This window comes from Aquidulcibacter sp., assembly GCF_044346625.1.
Lineage (GTDB): Bacteria > Pseudomonadota > Alphaproteobacteria > Caulobacterales > Aquidulcibacteraceae > Aquidulcibacter.
Genome location: NZ_JBIIYV010000015.1, coordinates 17,379 through 34,958, shown reverse-complemented (window position 1 = coordinate 34,958; position 17,580 = coordinate 17,379). Strand labels below are relative to the sequence as shown.

At 57.4% G+C, this 17,580-nt stretch carries 17 protein-coding genes; 8 read left to right on the top strand and 9 right to left on the bottom strand.

Annotated features, from left to right (window positions below; translation table 11 throughout):
* Nucleotides 1-7: 7 nt before the first annotated feature.
* Nucleotides 8-916 (bottom strand): hydroxymethylglutaryl-CoA lyase, encoded by a 909-nt coding sequence (locus tag ACIQ20_RS06000; protein WP_395778366.1) that lies wholly within the window; start codon nt 914-916, stop codon nt 8-10.
* Between the two features lie 264 nt (nt 917-1,180).
* Between ACIQ20_RS06000 and ACIQ20_RS05995 the strand changes: the two genes are divergently transcribed.
* From ACIQ20_RS05995 to ACIQ20_RS05980, 4 genes are read left to right on the top strand one after another with little or no spacing between them, the layout of a single operon-like run.
* The gene (locus tag ACIQ20_RS05995; protein WP_395778364.1) at nt 1,181-3,487 is read left to right on the top strand and encodes a TonB-dependent receptor; all 2,307 of its coding nucleotides are present in this window, start codon (nt 1,181-1,183) and stop codon (nt 3,485-3,487) included.
* A 4-nt stretch (nt 3,488-3,491) separates the two neighbouring features.
* Nucleotides 3,492-4,463 (top strand): aliphatic sulfonate ABC transporter substrate-binding protein, encoded by a 972-nt coding sequence (locus tag ACIQ20_RS05990; protein ID WP_395778362.1) that lies wholly within the window; start codon nt 3,492-3,494, stop codon nt 4,461-4,463.
* Between the two features lie 3 nt (nt 4,464-4,466).
* Nucleotides 4,467-5,249 (top strand): aliphatic sulfonate ABC transporter permease SsuC, encoded by a 783-nt coding sequence (gene ssuC, locus ACIQ20_RS05985; protein ID WP_395778360.1) that lies wholly within the window; start codon nt 4,467-4,469, stop codon nt 5,247-5,249.
* A 3-nt stretch (nt 5,250-5,252) separates the two neighbouring features.
* Entirely contained in the window at nt 5,253-6,011 is a 759-nt protein-coding gene (locus ACIQ20_RS05980) for an ABC transporter ATP-binding protein (RefSeq protein WP_395778358.1), read from the top strand.
* On the opposite strand, the gene ACIQ20_RS05975 is transcribed toward ACIQ20_RS05980, so the two are convergent.
* Nucleotides 6,008-7,099 carry a Gfo/Idh/MocA family protein gene (locus ACIQ20_RS05975; RefSeq protein ID WP_395778356.1) on the bottom strand — a complete coding sequence of 364 codons (1,092 nt, stop codon included), beginning with the start codon at nt 7,097-7,099 and terminating at the stop codon, nt 6,008-6,010. The two genes, ACIQ20_RS05980 and ACIQ20_RS05975, sit on opposite strands and share 4 nt — an antisense overlap.
* A 93-nt stretch (nt 7,100-7,192) precedes the next feature.
* Between ACIQ20_RS05975 and ACIQ20_RS05970 the strand changes: the two genes are divergently transcribed.
* On the top strand, nt 7,193-8,263 hold the full coding sequence (locus tag ACIQ20_RS05970) for an LLM class flavin-dependent oxidoreductase (RefSeq protein ID WP_395778354.1): 1,071 nt from the start codon (nt 7,193-7,195) through the stop codon (nt 8,261-8,263).
* 3 nt (nt 8,264-8,266) lie between these two features.
* On the opposite strand, the gene ACIQ20_RS05965 is transcribed toward ACIQ20_RS05970, so the two are convergent.
* Both ACIQ20_RS05965 and ACIQ20_RS05960 read right to left on the bottom strand, forming a co-directional pair.
* Nucleotides 8,267-10,381 carry a beta-glucosidase gene (locus tag ACIQ20_RS05965; RefSeq protein WP_395778352.1) on the bottom strand — a complete coding sequence of 705 codons (2,115 nt, stop codon included), beginning with the start codon at nt 10,379-10,381 and terminating at the stop codon, nt 8,267-8,269.
* 19 nt (nt 10,382-10,400) lie between these two features.
* On the bottom strand, nt 10,401-11,282 hold the full coding sequence (locus ACIQ20_RS05960; RefSeq protein ID WP_395778350.1) for an N-acetylmuramic acid 6-phosphate etherase: 882 nt from the start codon (nt 11,280-11,282) through the stop codon (nt 10,401-10,403).
* Nucleotides 11,283-11,537: 255 nt separating this feature from the next.
* Here ACIQ20_RS05960 and ACIQ20_RS05955 point away from each other — a divergent pair, with 255 nt between their 5' ends.
* The 3 genes from ACIQ20_RS05955 (at nt 11,538) to ACIQ20_RS05945 (ending at nt 14,599) form a co-directional block, all read left to right on the top strand.
* Nucleotides 11,538-12,521 (top strand): cysteine synthase A, encoded by a 984-nt coding sequence (locus tag ACIQ20_RS05955; protein ID WP_395778348.1) that lies wholly within the window; start codon nt 11,538-11,540, stop codon nt 12,519-12,521.
* Nucleotides 12,518-13,690 carry an aminotransferase gene (locus tag ACIQ20_RS05950; protein ID WP_395778346.1) on the top strand — a complete coding sequence of 391 codons (1,173 nt, stop codon included), beginning with the start codon at nt 12,518-12,520 and terminating at the stop codon, nt 13,688-13,690. Before ACIQ20_RS05955 ends, ACIQ20_RS05950 begins: the two co-directional genes overlap by 4 nt.
* Nucleotides 13,691-13,819: 129 nt before the next feature.
* Complete coding sequence (locus tag ACIQ20_RS05945) at nt 13,820-14,599, top strand: sulfite exporter TauE/SafE family protein (protein ID WP_395778344.1); 780 nt, start codon at nt 13,820-13,822, stop codon at nt 14,597-14,599.
* Nucleotides 14,600-14,609: 10 nt separating this feature from the next.
* On the opposite strand, the gene ACIQ20_RS05940 is transcribed toward ACIQ20_RS05945, so the two are convergent.
* The 5 genes from ACIQ20_RS05940 to hisH are packed head-to-tail and all read right to left on the bottom strand — an operon-like array spanning nt 14,610 to nt 17,575.
* A complete protein-coding gene (locus tag ACIQ20_RS05940) occupies nt 14,610-15,131 on the bottom strand; it encodes a GNAT family N-acetyltransferase (RefSeq protein WP_395778342.1) in 522 nt (173 codons plus the stop codon).
* Complete coding sequence (gene hisE / locus ACIQ20_RS05935) at nt 15,128-15,460, bottom strand: phosphoribosyl-ATP diphosphatase (RefSeq protein WP_395778340.1); 333 nt, start codon at nt 15,458-15,460, stop codon at nt 15,128-15,130. The genes ACIQ20_RS05940 and hisE overlap by 4 nt, the downstream gene beginning before the upstream one ends.
* Nucleotides 15,457-16,239, bottom strand: a complete 783-nt coding sequence (hisF, locus tag ACIQ20_RS05930) for an imidazole glycerol phosphate synthase subunit HisF (protein ID WP_395778338.1) — start codon at nt 16,237-16,239, stop codon at nt 15,457-15,459. Before hisF ends, hisE begins: the two co-directional genes overlap by 4 nt.
* Nucleotides 16,236-16,958 (bottom strand): 1-(5-phosphoribosyl)-5-[(5-phosphoribosylamino)methylideneamino]imidazole-4-carboxamide isomerase, encoded by a 723-nt coding sequence (gene hisA, locus ACIQ20_RS05925; RefSeq protein ID WP_395778336.1) that lies wholly within the window; start codon nt 16,956-16,958, stop codon nt 16,236-16,238. The genes hisF and hisA overlap by 4 nt, the downstream gene beginning before the upstream one ends.
* Nucleotides 16,955-17,575, bottom strand: a complete 621-nt coding sequence (gene hisH, locus ACIQ20_RS05920) for an imidazole glycerol phosphate synthase subunit HisH (RefSeq protein ID WP_395778334.1) — start codon at nt 17,573-17,575, stop codon at nt 16,955-16,957. The genes hisA and hisH overlap by 4 nt, the downstream gene beginning before the upstream one ends.
* Between the last annotated feature and the right edge of the window lie 5 nt (nt 17,576-17,580).

Below are 17,580 nucleotides of genomic sequence, written 5' to 3'. Positions count from 1 at the left end.
GCAGCGCCTAAGCCACAGCTGTTTGCGGTGGGAAATTACCAGCCTTGGTAACCATGGCAGGCAAAGGACGCCCCATAATTCCCGTCAACCACTGACCGGCTTCGATCATAGCATCGAGGTCGATGCCCGTCGCAACGCCAGAGCGATGGAGCAGATAGAGCAAATCCTCTGTCGGAATATTGCCGGTGGCCTTGGGTGCAAACGGGCATCCACCCAAGCCCCCCAGACTGGAATCCAGCGTTACAGCGCCTGCCTCATAAGCCGCCCACGCATTAGCAAGGCCGGTATTGCGCGTATTGTGAAAATGCGCCCGGATGGGAATATTGCCAACCACCGCTTGGACGCGTGTCACCAAGGCCTTCACTTGGCTGGGGACCGCCACGCCAATCGTGTCGGCTAGGCCGATTTCGCGCGGGCCAGCTTTTGCTAAGGCCTCTGCCATCGCCACGACATGATCTGGGTCAATTTCGCCTTCAAACGGGCAGCCAAAGGCCGCCGAAATTGTGACCTGCCCCGACCGCCCTGCGGCTTTGGCCATGCCGACAATGGCATTGGCGATATCGATGCTCTCAAGGCTGGTTTGACCTTGATTGCGCATCGCGAAACTATCACTGGCAACAGCCACAGCCCCCAGTTCATGCACACGAGTGGCAAGCGCACGCTCTGCTCCACGCTCATTCAGGACAAGCCCGATATAGGTCACTTTATCGCTATCTGGCAGGGCCTCCATCACAGCTTCGGCATCAGCCATCTGCGGGACACGGCGCGGATTAACGAAGCTCGCCGTCTCAATCCGACGCACCCCTGCGGCAATGGCAGCTTGAATCAGAGCGACCTTTTTCTCCGTGGGCAGAATGTCGGGCTCGTTCTGCAACCCATCGCGCGCACCAACTTCAACAATTTCAACGCTATTCATTGGCCTTACCCCGTGGTGCGCCTAATTCTTTGCACGCCCAAACTAAGCCTAAGCGCAGCTAAGGTCTATGGTTAGCTGCGCTGCTAGGGCAAATCACCCGCTTACATTAGAGGAAAGGTCACAAGGTCAAAGTGTTGCGAGAATAGCACCCGATTCCCAAATCGGACATGTCCAGCAGATTGGCCACTTGCTTTTCTGGGCCAGAACGTGATTTTGGCGTCAATCGAAGGATACTTAGAGATCCGACATCACTGAGGGGATAATATGCGTCATCTATTACTTGGGTCTGCTGCGGCGGCCACTCTTTTCTTTGCAATGGGCACAAGTGCATCAGCCCAAGCAACCACAGAAGCAAAACCTGCTGATGGTGCTGAAGTCATCATCGTTACCGCACAAAAGCGCGTACAGAACGTGCAAGAAGTGGCAGCGGCTGTTTCGGTTATCGGCGGGGAGCAAATCGCCCGCGCAGGTGGCTACAACATCGAAAGCGTGCAAACCCAAATCCCGACCCTGAACTTCCGTAAGGGCGGCACCAATTTGAACTCCTCGCTGTTCTTGCGCGGCGTGGGCACCATCAACTTCTCCATCGCAGCTGAGCCCAGCGTCGCTGTGGTTCTGGACGGCGTTGTCTTGGCGCGTGCGGGTGAAGCGTTCGGTGATTTGTCCGACATTCAGCGCATCGAAGTCCTGCGCGGCCCACAGGGCACTTTGTTCGGCAAGAACTCGTCAGCTGGTGTGGTCAACATCATCTCGCAAAGCCCTGGTCGCGTGCATGGCGGCGACGTCCAAGTCACCGCAAATGACGGCAACGAATATAAGCTGCGCGCGTCGGTCGACATGCCTTTCAGCGACACCGTCCGTTCGCGCGTCACCGTGTTTGGCGGCTCCTATGATGGCAACATCACAAACCTGACCACTGGCGACAAGATCAATGGCTATGAGCGTTATGGCGTTCGCGGCATCTTGGACATTGATGCGTCAGAAAGCCTGAAAGTGCGCTTGATCGGTGACTACCGCAAAGCAGATGACGATTGCTGCGGCGAAGTCATCGGAACGGCACCAACCGGTGCCACTGCGGCAGCCCTCTTGACGCTTCTGCCAGGCATTACCTTCGCTGGCGATGAGACCCGCGCTGTTCGCAACAACCTCGTCACCCGCACCGAAGAAGAGTCTTGGGGTGTTTCGGCACAGGCCGATTGGGACGCTGGCGACTACACAATCACCTCTATCACGGCTTACCGTGGCTGGGACAACCGCGAAGTTCGCGAAGGTGACTGGTTGGACCGCCCAGCCGCTTATGTCGGCAATGGCTTTGCCCAATTGCATGATGACGGCCCACAAACCTCGACCACGTTCAGCCAAGAATTGCGCCTGACCTCGCCCGCGGGCAAGCCATTGGAATATGTGGTTGGTGCCTATTTTGCGAACGCTGAGACCGAGCGTGATTTCCGTCGCGACGTGACAGTCTGCAGTGCTTCGACCTTGGCGATCGACACCACCGGTCAACGTCCTTGCTCGACAGCAACCGGTGTCTCGACCTTTGTGTCGGCCTTCTCCAGCGCGAACTTTGGCTCTGAATCGCGCAACGTCGCCTTGTTCGCAGACGGCAGCTATCAAGCAACCGAGCGCCTGTCCGTCGTCGGTGGTGTGCGTGTCACTCAAGACAAGCTCAGCTATTATCATAACCGCGTCCCTTCACCGATTGGTGGTCTGCCGGGGATCCGCAACGACACCAGCGGCTTCAAGGGTAACACCAAGGAAGATAATGTTTCGGGTAAATTGGGTCTGAAGTATCAGGCGACCGACGACATCAACTTCTATGTGACTCAATCGCGCGGCTATAAAGGCCCTGCCTATAACGTCTTCTTCAACATGAACCCAACGGGCTTGAACGCGATTGAGCCTGAAACGGTGGACTCGACCGAAGGCGGCGTGAAGACGGCCTTTATGGACAACCGCATCATCTTGAACTTCGCAGTCTTCCGCGCAGTTTATGAGAACTTCCAAGCCAACAACTTCGACACCTTGAACGGTGTGGTCATCACCCGCTTGACCAATGCGGGTAATGTTTCCACCACGGGTCTTGAACTTGACTGGTTGATCCGCGCCGACAGCGGCCTGACCATCAATGGTGGTTTGGCTGTCACCGACGCGCAAATCGAAGAATTCCGCGACGCCAACTTGGTTCTGACCTCGACCCGCCGCGGTGAGCGTTTAGCCTTGTCACCTCGCTTTAAAGCTTCGTTGGGCGCGAATTATGAGTGGGAGCCTGCAGCGATCCCCGGCATCATCCACTTGAATGGCCAGGTTTCCTACAGCAGCGACCAATTCTCGGACACTGGCGAGAACCCGTTGCTGCGCATTCCTGAAACCACCATCGTCGATGCGGCGATCGGGATCAGCGACAAGCAAGATCGCTATCGTTTGACCTTGAACATCAAGAACCTGACCGACGAAAAATATGCGTCGCTGGTCACGCCAGGTGGTCCAGGTGGTTCGTTGCGCTATCTGATCCCACGCGATGCAGACCGCTATGTCGGTTTGACCTTGCGCGCGAAGTTCGGGGGCTAAACCCATGACAGCGATTGCGGACAAGTTCTCGCGTCGCGGTCTCTTGGTAGCAGGGGCAGCTTCGGCTGCCCTTGCCGCCTGTGGCCAAGGCACCGGATCCACAGGCAAGGGCGTAAATCTCGCCTTTCAGAAAAACGGGGTCATGTTGGTGGCCCAAACACGTGGCTCTTTGGTCGAACCCCTTAAGACAGCCGGCATCACGCCGCTGAATTGGGTTGAGTTCCCTTCAGGCCCACCCCTTTTAGAAGCCATGGCCGTCGGCTCCGTCGATTTAGGCCTAACCGGCGACACCCCACCGATTTTCGCCCAAGTGGCCAATGCACCCATCAAATATGTGGCCCAAGTCCGTCTTTCGGGCAAAGCTGGCGGCATCATCACCCCGAAAAATTCTTCGCTTCAGTCCCTAAAGGACCTGAAGGGCAAGAAGCTGTGCTTCACGCGCGGCTCTTCAGCCCACAATAGTGCCGTGATCGCTTTGCAAAGCGCTGGTTTGACGCTTGCCGATGTGGAAGCCGTGAATCTGGGTCCAGCTGATGCTGCTGCAGCTTTTGCCCAGGGCGGCCTCGATGCTTGGGTGATCTGGGACCCCTATTACAGCCTTGCGATCCGCGATCAGGGTGCCCGCGTTTTATCCGGCCTTGACCAATTGGGCGGTGGTGCCAGCTTCTTGTTGGCGAACGCGAAATTTGCCGAAGCGCGCCCTGAAGATTTGAAAGCTTTGCTGTCTGCCATCGCAAAAGAGGGGCAATGGTGTGCGGCAAATACCGATGCCGTTGCCGAAATTTCTGCCAAGGCATCCGGCTTGGAGCTGGCGCTTCTTAAAGACACGATGAAGCGGACGGACTTCAAGGTCGAGCCTTTGACCGACGATGTGCTGGCTGCACAACAAGCAACGGTTGACCGGTTTGCACAAATGGGGATCATACCCAAGAAGGTTATCATCAGTGATGCCGCTTGGCGCGGCTGGACAGGGTAAAAGATGGCAGCACCGGCCTCCGAAGGTCCTTTGAATCAGGCACTGCCTTGGCTGGTGCCTTTGGCATTGATCATTCTCTGGCAAGTTTCATCCAGCCTAGGCTGGCTGCCACCCAACATTCTGCCTGCCCCCACCGCTGTGCTACAAGCGGCATGGGTCAAGCTGCAAGATGGCAGCTTGATCGACAATCTGGGCGTCAGCTTTGCGCGCGCCATGAGTGGCCTGTTTATCGGTGGCGCGATTGGTTTCAGCCTTGGTCTGCTCAATGGTCTCAGCAAGCGGGCCGAAATGCTGCTGGACCCGACGCTTCAGATGATCCGCAATATTCCGCATTTGGCCTTGATCCCCTTGGTCATTATTTGGTTTGGCATTGGCGAAAGCGCGCGCCTGTTCTTGGTTGCTTTGGGCGTGTTTTTCCCAATCTATCTCAATACCTTGCATGGTGTCCGCAATGTCGACCCGCAATTGATCGAGATGGGCCGGATTTACGGCATGAACAATCGCACCTTATTCTTGAAGGTAATTTTGCCGGGTGCCTTGCCTTCCATCTTCGTCGGCCTGCGCTTTGCTTTGGGTGTCATGTGGCTGACCCTGATCGTGGCGGAGACCATCGCGGCAAACTCTGGCATTGGTCATATGGCCATGGCCGCGCGCGAGTTCATGCAGACAGACATCGTCGTCTTGTCGATCGTGATTTACGCGATTTTGGGCAAGCTTGCCGATAGCGCCACCCGCGCCTTGGAACGCAAGTTCCTCGCGTGGAACCCAGCCTATGCGAAGGTCTAAACCATGAGCAGCCAACCAACCGGCGGGTCACGCGTTAGTCTGAAAGATGTGAAAAAGGCCTTTGGCGATAATGTCGTGCTGCAGGGGATCGACCTTGAAATCCCATCGGGACAGTTCCTATCCATCGTCGGCAAGTCTGGGTGCGGCAAATCTACCCTGTTGCGCCTGATGATCGGCTTGGACTCTGTTACCAGTGGCGTTTTGGATGCCCCCGCCCTGAAGGAACAAGCGGCCCGCATCGTGTTTCAAGAGCCGCGCTTACTGCCTTGGGCCAGCGTGAAAGACAATGTGGCCGTGGGCCTCGGCGAAGGCCAATCGGGCCAAGCTGCGGATCAACAAGCCGCCGCGATCCTCGACGAAGTGGGCCTCAAAGGCCGCGAAGGCCTTTGGCCATCCCAGCTTTCGGGCGGCATGCGGCAACGTGTGGCGCTTGCCCGCGCGCTCGTATCCCAGCCAACTTTGCTAGCTTTGGACGAGCCTTTGGGCGCGCTCGACGCCCTAACGCGGATTGATATGCAGGCCCTGCTCGAAGGGGTGTGGCAGGACCTAGGCTTTACCGCCTTGATGGTCACCCATGATGTGGGTGAAGCAGTGGCACTGGGCGACCGTGTGATCCTGATTGATCATGGTCAAGTGGTGTTGGACTTGGCCGTTGATCTGCCCCGCCCGCGCAAGCGCGGCACACCTGAATTTGCCGCTTTGGAAGGCCAAATCCTCGACAAGCTATTTGGCGATGACCCGCGCGCGCGGGAAGCACATTAGCCCCCCGCGATTTCGCTCATCTCAATCGCACGACCGGTCGCGGCAGATAGTTCGGCTGCTGCACCCATGCGGACGGCTTGCAGGCCGTCCTGGGCCGTCACTTGCACCGGTGCGCCGTTCAAGATCGCGTCGATCCAAGCCCGCTGTTGATAGAAAGTCGCGCCAAAGTGCGAGCCAGCCGCTAGGGCCACGGGATCGACATGGATGGTTTCGCGGGTGACTTGTTTGGGCTGGCGGAAGCCAACCCGTGGGCTCATCACCATTTCGCCGGGCGGGATCAGCACGTCGAGGCGCGCCTTATCGCCGGTTGCCGAAATTTCTTCCTGATGCTCGGCCCCTTCGGCGAACATGCACAGATCCAGCATGGCGCGGGTACCATTGGCAAAATCAACCACGGTGAAACTGTTGTCGATAATGTCGGGCTTGCGGCCCTCATAGCGCTCGTCTTGGTGATTGATATCCATATTGCCCGAGCAATAAACGCGGGTCGGCTCGGACTGGATGATATGGCGCATCAGATCAAAGAAGTGACAGCACTTTTCAACCATCGTCCCGCCTGTATAGGCCGAGAAGCGGTTCCAGTCGTTGACCTTCTCCAGGAAGGGGAAGCGATGCTCACGGATCGACACCATCATCAAACGGCCGACATCGCCGCGATGCACGCGGGTTACAAACTCCGTCGCGGGCGGCATGAAGCGATATTCCATGCCCACCCAGAACACGCCCTTATAAGCATCAGCTTGGTCACGGATGCGGGCGGCGTCTTCTGCCGTCGTGCATAATGGCTTCTCGCACAACACATGCACGCCACTTTTGAACACGGGCTGGAGCACATCGTGGTGGGTAAAATTGGGCGAAGCGATCACCACCGCGTCGACGAGGCCAGAAGCCAAAAGCTCATCCCCCGTCTGGAAGGTCGCAACCGAAGCGCCTTCAGGCCCCAGCATGCCCTTGCCTAGAGCTAGCATGTTTTCGGTCGGGTCAGCCAAAGCAGTGATCTCAACTTCGGGCATCAGCTTCAAATTATTGATGTGCTCATAGCCCATCATGCCGGTGCCAATGACTCCCACCCGTAATTTGCCGCTCATGACCTCTCCCCGAAGCTGCGTTGACTCGTTATAAGACATCATAAGCATAATGGCGGGCGATACACGCCCTCTTGGCAGTATGAGGAATTAGTCATGGCCCGTAATCCCGTTGAAGTCAGTTGGTTTTCAGCCCTGTGCGATGACGATTATGAGTTTTTGGGCCATTCAGAGCCGGCCCTGCAGTCCAGCTGGGAGCATTGTCGCAATATCGCGCTGACCGCCGAGAAGAACGGCTTTGACAATATCCTCCTGCCCTCGGGCTATCAGCTTGGCATTGATAACACCGTCTTTGCCGCTGGCATTGCAGGTCTGACCAGTAAAATGCGTCTTTTGCTGGCCATTCGGGTCGGTGAAATGTGGCCGCCGCAAATTGTGCGTCAATTGGCGACACTCGACCGGATGATGCAGGGCAGACTGGCTGTAAACTTCATTTCTTCCGAAATGCCCGGCGAGACCATGGGCTCTGCCCCCCGTTATGCCCGAACGTTAGAGGCGATGGAGATCCTGCGCGCGTGGATGAATGGCGAGACAGTCAAGCACGCCGGTGAGTTCTTCCAGTTTGACTTGGCCCCGCCGCGCATCACCACACTTTCGGGTAAGTCGCCCTATTTTTACTTTGGCGGTCTTTCAGAAGACGCCCGTGAAGTGGCAGCCAAAGCCGCCGACGTATATCTCATGTGGCCTGACACCGTGGCCAATTCCAAAGCCGTATTGGACGATATGAATGCGAGGGCTGCCAAATATGGCCGGACCCTCAAGCACGGCTTCCGCGTCCATGTCGTGGTGCGCGAAACCGAGGCTGAAGCGCGCGAAGCGGCCAACCGTTTGCTCAGCAAATTGGACGCGGCCACGGGTGACGCGATCCGCGCCAAGTCTTTGGATGCCACCTCTGTGGGCGTACGTCGCCAAGCCGAACTTCGTGAAGCAGCAAGTGGCAATGATGGCTATGTGGAAGACAATTTGTGGACCGGCATTGGCCGCGCCCGCTCAGGCTGTGGTGCCGCTATTGTCGGCGATCCAGACCAAGTGCTGGCCAAAATCAACGCCTATCGCGACATCGGCTTCGACGCCTTTATCTTGTCAGGCTATCCGCATGCAAGCGAGTGCGATCTCTTTGGCCGCTATGTCCTGCCAAAGCTCGATCACGGTCTTCTGACGATCTAGCCCTTAAAGCGAAATGGTCGCGCTGAGCTGATCGGCCAGCGCGGCCGAGCCACCGACAAAAACCTTATGCGTGCCGGGCTCGAGACGCCAAATGTGGGTCGCTGGGTCTCGGTAGCGCAAATCATCTCCATCCACGTCAAAGCGGATCACTTTGGTCTGGCCGGGCTCTAGAGCTACGCGGGTAAATGCTTTCAAGACCTTGGCCGGGCGCTCCACGACACAGCCCGGGAAGCCGACATAAAGTTGGGCGATTTCTTCCCCTGCCCGGTCGCCCAGATTGGTGATGCTGACTTGCGCCTCAAAGCCCGCCTTAGTGCGACGCAAACGGAGTGCACGATAACCAAAGCAGCTATAGGATAGGCCGTGACCAAAGCCGTAGCGCGGCTCAATTTGTTCGCGCTCAAACTTGGTATAGCCATGCCAATAATCGTAAGTGATCGCGTTGGCGTCCTTGTCGAAGAAGGGGTAGTGCGCGGGGTCCTTTGCCACGGTGAAGGGCAATTTGCCCGAGGGGGCGACTTCACCAAATACAAGCTGTGCCAAGGCGGTGCCGCCTTCCATGCCGGAGTAGAAGCTTTGCAGAATCGCGCTTGCTTGGCTTTCCCAGCCTTCCACCAAGACGGCAGAGCCCGCCACGAGCACAACCAGCACGGGTCGGCCCGTAGCGCAGGCGGCTTCAATCAGAGCGATTTGATCGGCGGGTAGCGACAAATTGGTGCGATCACCACCACGGGCTTCTTCCGCGCTCGGCTCATTGGCCGCCGCTGGCTTGGGCGCGGGCAAAACATCGCTTGCCACGCCCAAGGTCATATCTTCGGGGATATATTCACCCTCTTGTCGGGCGGTATAGCCCGCTACCACAATGATCGCATCGGCGTCGGCGGCGTTCGCCACGGCGGCCACCACATCGGTCTCATCGCCGGTAACGATCTCGGTCGCCGCACCCAAAGCAATCTGCAAGCCCTGCAACGCAGTAACAACATAAGGCGGACGAACCCGGCTGGAGCCAAAGTCACCCGTATTCTCCTTGTTCGCCAACTGGCCCAGCACCGCGAGCTTTTTGAGCCGCATAGGATCCAGCGGCAGCATCATGTCGTTCTTTAGCAAAACAGCCGACTTCAGCGCCGCTTCAAGCGCCAGTGCAATGTGAGCAGGCTGGGCAACCATCTCGAGGCTATAGGTCGGTAGCGGATCTTCGGCGCAAGCAAAGCGGTATTGGGTGGTCAGAATACGGCGGCAGGCCTGATCAATCACCTGTGGCTCAACCTGGCCTGTCTCAACAGCTGCCAGCAAATGCTTGCCAAAAACCAAGGGCTCAGGGTTTTCAATATCCAGGCCAGCGGGTGCTGCATAGACATTGCGCAAACCCATCACCCAATCGGAATGCACAAAGCCCTCAAACCCCCATTCGACGCGCAAAATGTCGGTCAAAAGCGCTTTGCTCTGCCCACAAAAGGTGCCGTTCATTTGATTATAGGCACTCATGACGGTGGCGCAGCCTGCGTCCAAAATGGTTTTGAAATGCGGCAGATAGACTTCGTGCAAGGCGCGCTCATCAATCTGAACATCCACTTTGAAGCGCGCATTCTCCATAGAGTTCAGCGCATAGTGCTTTACGGTGGCAATCACATTGTGGGTTTGAAGACCAATGGCCAAAGCGGCACCCATTTCGCCCAGATGGCAGGGATCTTCGCCATAGGTTTCCTGCGCCCGGCCCCAAGCCGGATGACGCAAGAGATTGACGCACACAGCCCCAGACAAGGTGCAGTCCTGGGCACGAATTTCAATCGACATGGCTTCACCAATGCGCCGCTCTAGGTCGGCGTCAAAGGTCGCACCGCGTGCCATGGTGCAGGGGAAGCAGGTGGAATTGCCGCGGGCAACCCCGCGTGGGCCATCGGTAAAGTAAAGGGGCGGCACATTTAAGCGCGCCACGCCACTGCCCGCGGGATAGGGGTTTGCGCCCCAATGCCGCCCGCTCTCAGCAAAGAGCTTAAAGAAGCCCTTGCCCGACATCATTTGCACTTTCTCAGCCAGCGTAGCTTCAGACAAAATCTGATCCACCCGCTCTGCCACTTGATCTGGGCTTAGGCCTTTGGTCGGAGAGAGGTCGGTCATGATTTGCCTTTCACGAATATCAGCGAGGGCTTGCCTGCAGAACGGCTGCAAGATTGCCAGCCCATTGGTCAAGATCAGCATTGGCCTGATCCAAAGTCCAGCCCTTCACCAAAAGAATCGCAACGCGAATGTTGCGCTCTGCCCGGTCTAAAGCAACAGCGGCTTGCGCGTCTTGGCAACCCGTCAATTCCACAATCATGGCTTTGCCGCGCGCGAGAAGCTTGCGATTAGATATTTGCATCGCGACCATCCGCCCTTCATAGACAAGGCCCTGGCGGATCATGATGGCGGTGGAGAGCACATTGAGCGCGATCTTCTGCGCGGTACCGGCTTTCATGCGGGTAGAACCTGCAATCACTTCGGCCCCGGTTTCGATCAATATGCCAATCTCTGCGGCTTGGCACAGGGGGGCTGGCAATTTATTGGCGAGGCCGATGGTCAAAGCCCCTGCGGCCCGCGCTGCCTCAATCACGCCAATCGTATAGGGCGTTGAGCCACTGGCAGCCAAACCAATCACCACATCGGTAGTTGTAAGATGCAGGCCCTGAGCTTCTTCTACCCCCTTGCCATGATCATCTTCGGCGCCTTCGACCGCCTGCATCAGCGCCGTTTGTCCGCCGGCCATCAAGAAAACCAAACGCTGCCTTGGCCAGCCATAGGTGGGGCCAAGCTCGACCCCATCCTGAACGCCGATCCGGCCAGAGGTGCCAGCACCGGCATAAACCAGTCGACCGTGCCGGCCGAGGCGTGTCGCTGCTTCATCTGCTGCACGGGCAAGGCTGGTAACGACTTTTCTGACCGCTTCAGCCGCTTGGGCTTGATTGGCAATCATCTCCGCCACGGCGTCATCGGTTGGCCAGTCCGCAATTTGGAGATAGGCTTTGAGCGCTGCTTCGGTCATGACTTCAATTGGGCCCTTTAACTTAGAACGTGGCTGGCCTGCGACCGAAACCAAGAGCCACTCAAAATAGCGTGGCGTGGGAAGTTCTGCGCGCCTGTGAGACGGGTCACAGCTTTAAAGAAGTTGAACACATTAGCCAATCATAGAATCGCGCACTATCGAAACGTTTCAGGCCTTGCTGACATTGACTTGCACCCCCAAGTGAGGGCGAGATGGACCTGACCCACGGCTTAAAACCAAAGGACTAAATGTGCAATGACCCACTATGCCAGAACAGTAATTGACCTGATTGGTGGGACACCACTTGTCCGTTTGCGCGCCGCCAGCGAAGCCACAGGCTGTGAGATCTTGGGCAAGGCGGAGTTTCTAAATCCCGGCCAATCTGTGAAAGATCGGGCTGCTTTGGGCATTATTCGCGATGCAGAAGCCCGAGGTGCCTTAAAGCCTGGCGGGCTGATCGTGGAAGGGACCGCGGGTAACACCGGGATCGGCCTGTCCATGGTCGCCAATGCGCTCGGCTATCGCTGCATCATCGTCATGCCGCGCACGCAGTCCCAAGAGAAGAAGGATGCGGTGAAGTTGTTTGGCGCGGAATTGGTCGAAGTCGACGCCGTCGCCTTTGCCCACCCTGACCATTACACCAAAGTATCCAAGCTCTTGGCCGAAGAGCATGGCGGCCTCTGGGCCAATCAATTCGACAATTTGGCCAATCGGAAGGCACATGAGGAGACCACCGGGCCTGAAATTTGGGAGCAGACTGACGGCAAGATTGATGGATTCATTTGCTCGGTCGGCTCTGGCGGCACCCTGGGCGGGATTAGTCGGGCCCTTAAAGCCCGCAATCCGAACATTGCGATTGGCATAGCCGACCCCGGTGGGGCCGCGCTTTATCATTGGTATAAGGATGGCGAGCTCAAAGCGACAGGGACCTCGATCACCGAAGGGATCGGTCAAGGCCGCGTCACCGCCAATCTGGAAGATGTGCTGGTGGATTATGCCTATCGCGTGGACGATGAGGACTGGCTGCCCGTCTTGTTTGATCTGGTCAAAGATGAAGGCTTGGCGATTGGTGGCTCTGCGGCCCTCAATGTCGTTGGAGCGATGCGACTGGCTAAAGATCTGGGGCCGGGCAAGACCATCGTCACCATCCTGTGCGATTATGCCAGCCGCTACCAAAGCAAATTGTTCAATCGAGAGTTTCTGACATCCAAAGGCCTCCCGGTGGCAGATTGGCTGTGAGCCTGGGCTTTAACCCCAACTTTTCAAACCTGCCGACCACGATATTCGAAGTGATGTCGGGTCTGGCCCGGGCGCATGACGCGATCAATCTGGGTCAAGGTTTTCCCGATAGCCAGGGTCCAGAAGCGCTGCGACGCCTCGCCTGCGATGGGTTGATGACGGGCAGCAATCAGTATCCGCCGATGCTGGGCATTCCGGCACTTCGGGCCGCAGTCGCTGATCACTATGCCGCCCATCAAGGGCTTGTGCTTAGCCCTGAGCATGTGGTGGTCACCTCTGGCGCAACCGAAGCACTGGCCGCCAGCTTTTTGGCGCTACTCTCCCCGGGCGATGAAGTGATCGTGCTCGATCCCGCTTATGACGCCTATCGCCCCTTGATTGCACGCGCAGGCGGGATTGCCAGAACGATCACCTTGAAGCCCCCGCACTGGAACCTGGAGCTGGCAGATATTGAAGGGGCAGTCACCAACAGAACCCGTGCGATTGTCCTCAATAATCCGATGAACCCGACTGGGCGCAGCTTTGGCCGCGCCGAGCTTATGGGTTTAGCCAAAATCTGCCAAGACCATGATCTTTTGGCCATTTGTGATGAGGTTTGGGAGCATGTGCGCCTAACAGACCAACCCCATATGTCGCTTTATGGTGTGCCCGGCATGGCAGAGCGCACCGTTAAGATCGGTTCTGCCGGCAAAATGTTTGGCGTGACCGGCTGGAAGGTCGGCTTTGTGTGCGCGCAGCCCGAGATCGCCAAAGTGATTGGCAAAGCCCACCAGTTCTTGACCTTCACCACGCCACCGCATCTGCAAGCCGCAATTGCCCAAGGACTGGGGTGGGACAAGGCTTGGTTTCATGGGCAGGCAGAAGGTTATCAGTCAGCCTATCATATCTTGCGCCGCGGGCTGATGGAGCACGGTTTTCACGTGCTGGACAGCGAGGCCACCTATTTTATGTGCCTTGACCTGCACCAATCGGGGATTGATCGGCCTGCGCTAGAATTCTGCCTTGAAGCCGTCAAAACTCATGGCGTTGCGGCGATCCCCTTGCAGAGCCTCTATGAAGAGCCTTCCGAGGCCCCACCCATCATCCGCTTGTGCTTTGCCAAACAAGAAGCCGTTTTGCGCGATGGCATTGGCCGCCTTGCCCAAGCGCGACAAGCGATGTCGGCCTGAGGTGGCGAATTATCAGGCGTGCCTGTGCATTAGTATCTCTAACGACTGGTTGCAGCTTGCATTTCTCGCTAGGGTGCAAACAGATGCTTATAGGGAACTTCCATCGGGGCTAACCTTGGAGCGCTTTCTTTGATTGAATTCGTCACCCATCATTGGCATGACATCTGGCCATTCATTCTGGTCGGCTTCGTCGCACAATTGGTGGATGGGGCCTTGGGCATGGCGTTTGGTGTGATCACCAGCACCCTTTTGGTCAGTGTGATGGGCATGCCGCCTGCCAAGGCGTCCTCAACGGTCCATATTGTCGAATTTTTCACGACCGCCGCGTCTGCGATCAGCCATACCATCCATCGTAATGTGAACTGGAAGCTATTTGCGACCCTGGTCATCCCCGGCATGATTGGCGGGATAACGGGTGCCTATCTTCTCTCCAACATCCATGCCGATACCGCCAGACCGTTTGTGATGGCTTATCTCGCCTGTATCGGCGTCTATCTATTGTGGCGTGGCTGGCGGATGACCAAAGGCCAACCCCATCGTACGGCCAAATATGTTGGGCCTTTAGGGCTGGTTGGCGGCTTTCTCGATGCTGTTGGTGGTGGGGGTTGGGGCCCGGTCGTAACGTCCAATCTGCTGGTCCAGGGGACGGAGCCTCGCATGACCATCGGCACTGTCAATACGGCTGAATTCTTCTTGACCACTGTCATCTCGGCAACCTTCATCATCACACTTGGGTGGGAGGCCTTCACGCTGGCCACGATTGGCTTGATCATCGGTGGCCTGATGGCGGCACCTTTTGGCGCAGTTCTGGCCAAGCGCGTACCCGCGAAGCAATTGCTTTATCTGGTTGGGACTGTCCTGACGCTGACCAGCTTGTTTTCCTTGTCAAAGGCGCTGGGTCTGGTCTGACCCCTTGATCTTAAAGGGCTAGGCACATGATGCGCTCATCATCCAAAGTGTTGCCGACTTTGAAGTGATAGGCCCCAACAATCTCAAAACCATATTTTGAGTAGAGGCGCTTGGCACGCTCATTTTGGGACCATACACCGAGATAGAGTGCCGAGGCCTGCTTCCCACGTGCCCAGTTGAGCGCCATGTCCATCAATCTATGGGCCAGACCCGTCCCCTTTTGGGCTTCATCCAGATAGAGGCGGTAAAGCTCCAGCGCGTCAGACTCTGGGCTCTCAACCGGCAGGGTCAGAGGGCCGCAATCGAGGAAGGCCACCAAGTCATCGCCGCGATAGACCATCGTCATGGTCCGGGCGGGATCTCGAAGATCCTGTAAGGTCCGCTCCAGACTGAAACGTTGGCCAAGGAAGTATTCTTTGTCTTCAGGTGGGTAGAGATGACCAAAGGTCTCAAGAAAGGTCTTGGCACCAAAAGCCGCCAATGCCGGTGCATCGGCATCGCTCGCTAATCGGATTTGAAGGTCCACACTCACGAGGTCGCCCGCCCGGCCTTTTCAGCAAGACCTGATGTGCCCCGGCGAGCTTCCAAGACAGCAGCAACGTCCGCGCCTGTAACGCCACGCGCCAAGAGGCCCACGCTCAAGTGGTAAAGCAAGTCTGCAGCTTCCTTGGCGATTTCGTCGGACGTGCCGCCAGCAATTGCAAGGGCGGCTTCAACGCCTTCTTCACCCAGCTTCTTGCCGCACAAAACAGGGCCGCCCTGGAGCAATTTCGCCGTATAGCTCTGGCTCGGATCGGCTTTGGCTTTCTCTGCCACATCCGCCAAAAGCTGGTCTAATGCCTGCCCTAAAGTGTCGCTCATCGCAGGTTTCCTTGAATCGGTTGGCGTACGCTGGTGCCAGCGGCCGCTAGGGCTGCACGTGCCTCAGCCAATGTATGGGTTCTGAAGTGAAAAATCGATGCCGCCAAAACGGCATTGGCATGGCCTTGCGTGACGCCTGCCACCAGATCGTCCAAATTGCCAACGCCGCCAGAGGCAATCACCGGCACGGACACGCTATCGGCAATCGCCCGCGTCAAAGCCAAATCATAGCCAGACTTGGTGCCATCCTTGTCCATGGAGGTGACCAGAAGCTCTCCCGCACCACGGGCAACGACGTCCCTAGCAAAGGCCAAGGCGTCGATACCTGTTCGATTTCGACCGCCGTGGGTGAAAATCTCCCACTGCTCAGGACCAACTTGCTTGGCATCAATCGCGACCACGACGCACTGGGCCCCAAAGCGCCGCGCGGCGGCCGTCACCAAGCCGGGGTCTTTGACGGCCGAGGTATTGATCGCCACCTTATCAGCTCCGGCTAGCAACAGGGCGCGGAAATCGTCCGTCGTGCGCACGCCGCCGCCAACAGTTAAGGGCGTGAAGCAGACTTCGGCGGTGCGCCGGACCACATCGAGCAGCGTGCCCCGGCCCTCATGGCTGGCGGAGATATCGAGGAAGCAGATTTCGTCGGCTCCCTCGCCATCATAGAATTGCGCTTGTTCAACCGGATCGCCCGCATCGCGCAGCCCTTCGAATTGAACGCCTTTGACGACCCGGCCGTCCTTCACGTCCAGACAGGGAATGATCCGCACTTTCAAGGTCATGCGGCGGCCTTGAGGGCTTCAGCGGGGTCAATCAGGCCATCATAAAGCGCACGGCCTAAAATGGCCCCGGCAACGGGTTTGCCGGCACGGGCTTTGAGGGCGACGATATCTTGCACACCCGCCAAACCTCCTGACGCGATAACATCCATGCCTACGGCGTCCGCAATCGCGCCGGTGAAATCAATATTGATACCCGTCTTCGTGCCGTCGCGGCCAACGTCGGTCACAATTAGGGCCGCGACGCCTGCGTCTTCGAACTGACGGGCCAAATCTAGGGCGGCGAGATTGGTCGTTTCCACCCAGCCTTCCACTGCCACCATGCCGTCAATCGCATCTATGCCCACTGCAACTTGGCCCGGAAAAGCCTTTGCCGCCTCGCGCACAAACTGGGGTTGCTTTGCGGCAATCGTGCCCAAGATGACGCGGGTGACGCCCATAGCAAGCGTCCTCTCAATCGCGTTGAGATCGCGAATACCGCCGCCCACTTGCATCGGCAGACTGGTCCGCGCACGGATCGCCGCAATGGCTTCAAGATTGGCCCCGGCCCCTTTGAGGGCACCATCAAGATCAACGATGTGGAGATAGCCAAAACCCATCGCTTCAAAGCTCGCCGCGCGCGCTGACGGATCGGTATCAAATACCGTCATCTGCGCGAAATCGCCTTTGTACAAGCGCACGGCCTGCCCATCTTTCAAATCAATTGCGGGGTAGAGGATCATTGCTTGAGCCATTCTTCTAATAAAGCCAGACCCGCCCTTTGGCTTTTCTCCGGGTGGAATTGCACGCCCATGATATTGTCCTTTTGAACGGCAGCGGCAAATCGGTCGGCACCATAAGTGCACCAAGCGGCGACATCGCCATGGTGCGCAGCGCGGAACGCAAAGGAGTGGACGAAATAGACATCTTGCGCCCCGCCCCATGCGGTGCTGAAAACCTCGCTGTCAGCCGGTTCTGCCGTATTCCAGCCCATATGTGGCACTTTCAGCTCTGCAGAGCCCGGCTGTAGGACCGAGGTTTTTCCGCCGATCCAACCAAGACCGGGGGTAGAGCCAAATTCAATCCCTACATCCGCTAAAAGTTGCATGCCAACACATATGCCCAAGAAGGCCGTACCCTCACCCCGCACGCGGGTCTCTAAGGCTTGGCGCAACCCGTCAATTGCGGCGAGATTAGCGGCACAATCGGCAAATGCCCCCACGCCCGGCAACACAATTTGATCGGCCTTAGCAATGCGGTCGGGGTCAGCAGTCACACAGACCTCGCGCGCACCGGCTGCAACCAACGCCTTCTCTGCAGAGCGAAGATTGCCAGAGCCATAATCGATTAAGGTAAGCATTTTCG

Coding starts and splice junctions, on each gene's coding strand:
- hisH (WP_395778334.1), bottom strand. CDS start 17,575: ATGCTTACCTTAATCGATTATGGCTCTGGCAATCTTCGCTCTGCAGAG.
- hisF (WP_395778338.1), bottom strand. CDS start 16,239: ATGACCTTGAAAGTGCGGATCATTCCCTGTCTGGACGTGAAGGACGGC.
- hisA (WP_395778336.1), bottom strand. CDS start 16,958: ATGATCCTCTACCCCGCAATTGATTTGAAAGATGGGCAGGCCGTGCGC.
- ACIQ20_RS05955 (WP_395778348.1), top strand. CDS start 11,538: ATGACCCACTATGCCAGAACAGTAATTGACCTGATTGGTGGGACACCA.
- ACIQ20_RS05970 (WP_395778354.1), top strand. CDS start 7,193: ATGGCCCGTAATCCCGTTGAAGTCAGTTGGTTTTCAGCCCTGTGCGAT.
- hisE (WP_395778340.1), bottom strand. CDS start 15,460: ATGAGCGACACTTTAGGGCAGGCATTAGACCAGCTTTTGGCGGATGTG.
- ssuC (WP_395778360.1), top strand. CDS start 4,467: ATGGCAGCACCGGCCTCCGAAGGTCCTTTGAATCAGGCACTGCCTTGG.
- ACIQ20_RS05980 (WP_395778358.1), top strand. CDS start 5,253: ATGAGCAGCCAACCAACCGGCGGGTCACGCGTTAGTCTGAAAGATGTG.
- ACIQ20_RS06000 (WP_395778366.1), bottom strand. CDS start 916: ATGAATAGCGTTGAAATTGTTGAAGTTGGTGCGCGCGATGGGTTGCAG.
- ACIQ20_RS05965 (WP_395778352.1), bottom strand. CDS start 10,381: ATGACCGACCTCTCTCCGACCAAAGGCCTAAGCCCAGATCAAGTGGCA.
- ACIQ20_RS05960 (WP_395778350.1), bottom strand. CDS start 11,282: ATGACCGAAGCAGCGCTCAAAGCCTATCTCCAAATTGCGGACTGGCCA.
- ACIQ20_RS05975 (WP_395778356.1), bottom strand. CDS start 7,099: ATGAGCGGCAAATTACGGGTGGGAGTCATTGGCACCGGCATGATGGGC.
- ACIQ20_RS05995 (WP_395778364.1), top strand. CDS start 1,181: ATGCGTCATCTATTACTTGGGTCTGCTGCGGCGGCCACTCTTTTCTTT.
- ACIQ20_RS05990 (WP_395778362.1), top strand. CDS start 3,492: ATGACAGCGATTGCGGACAAGTTCTCGCGTCGCGGTCTCTTGGTAGCA.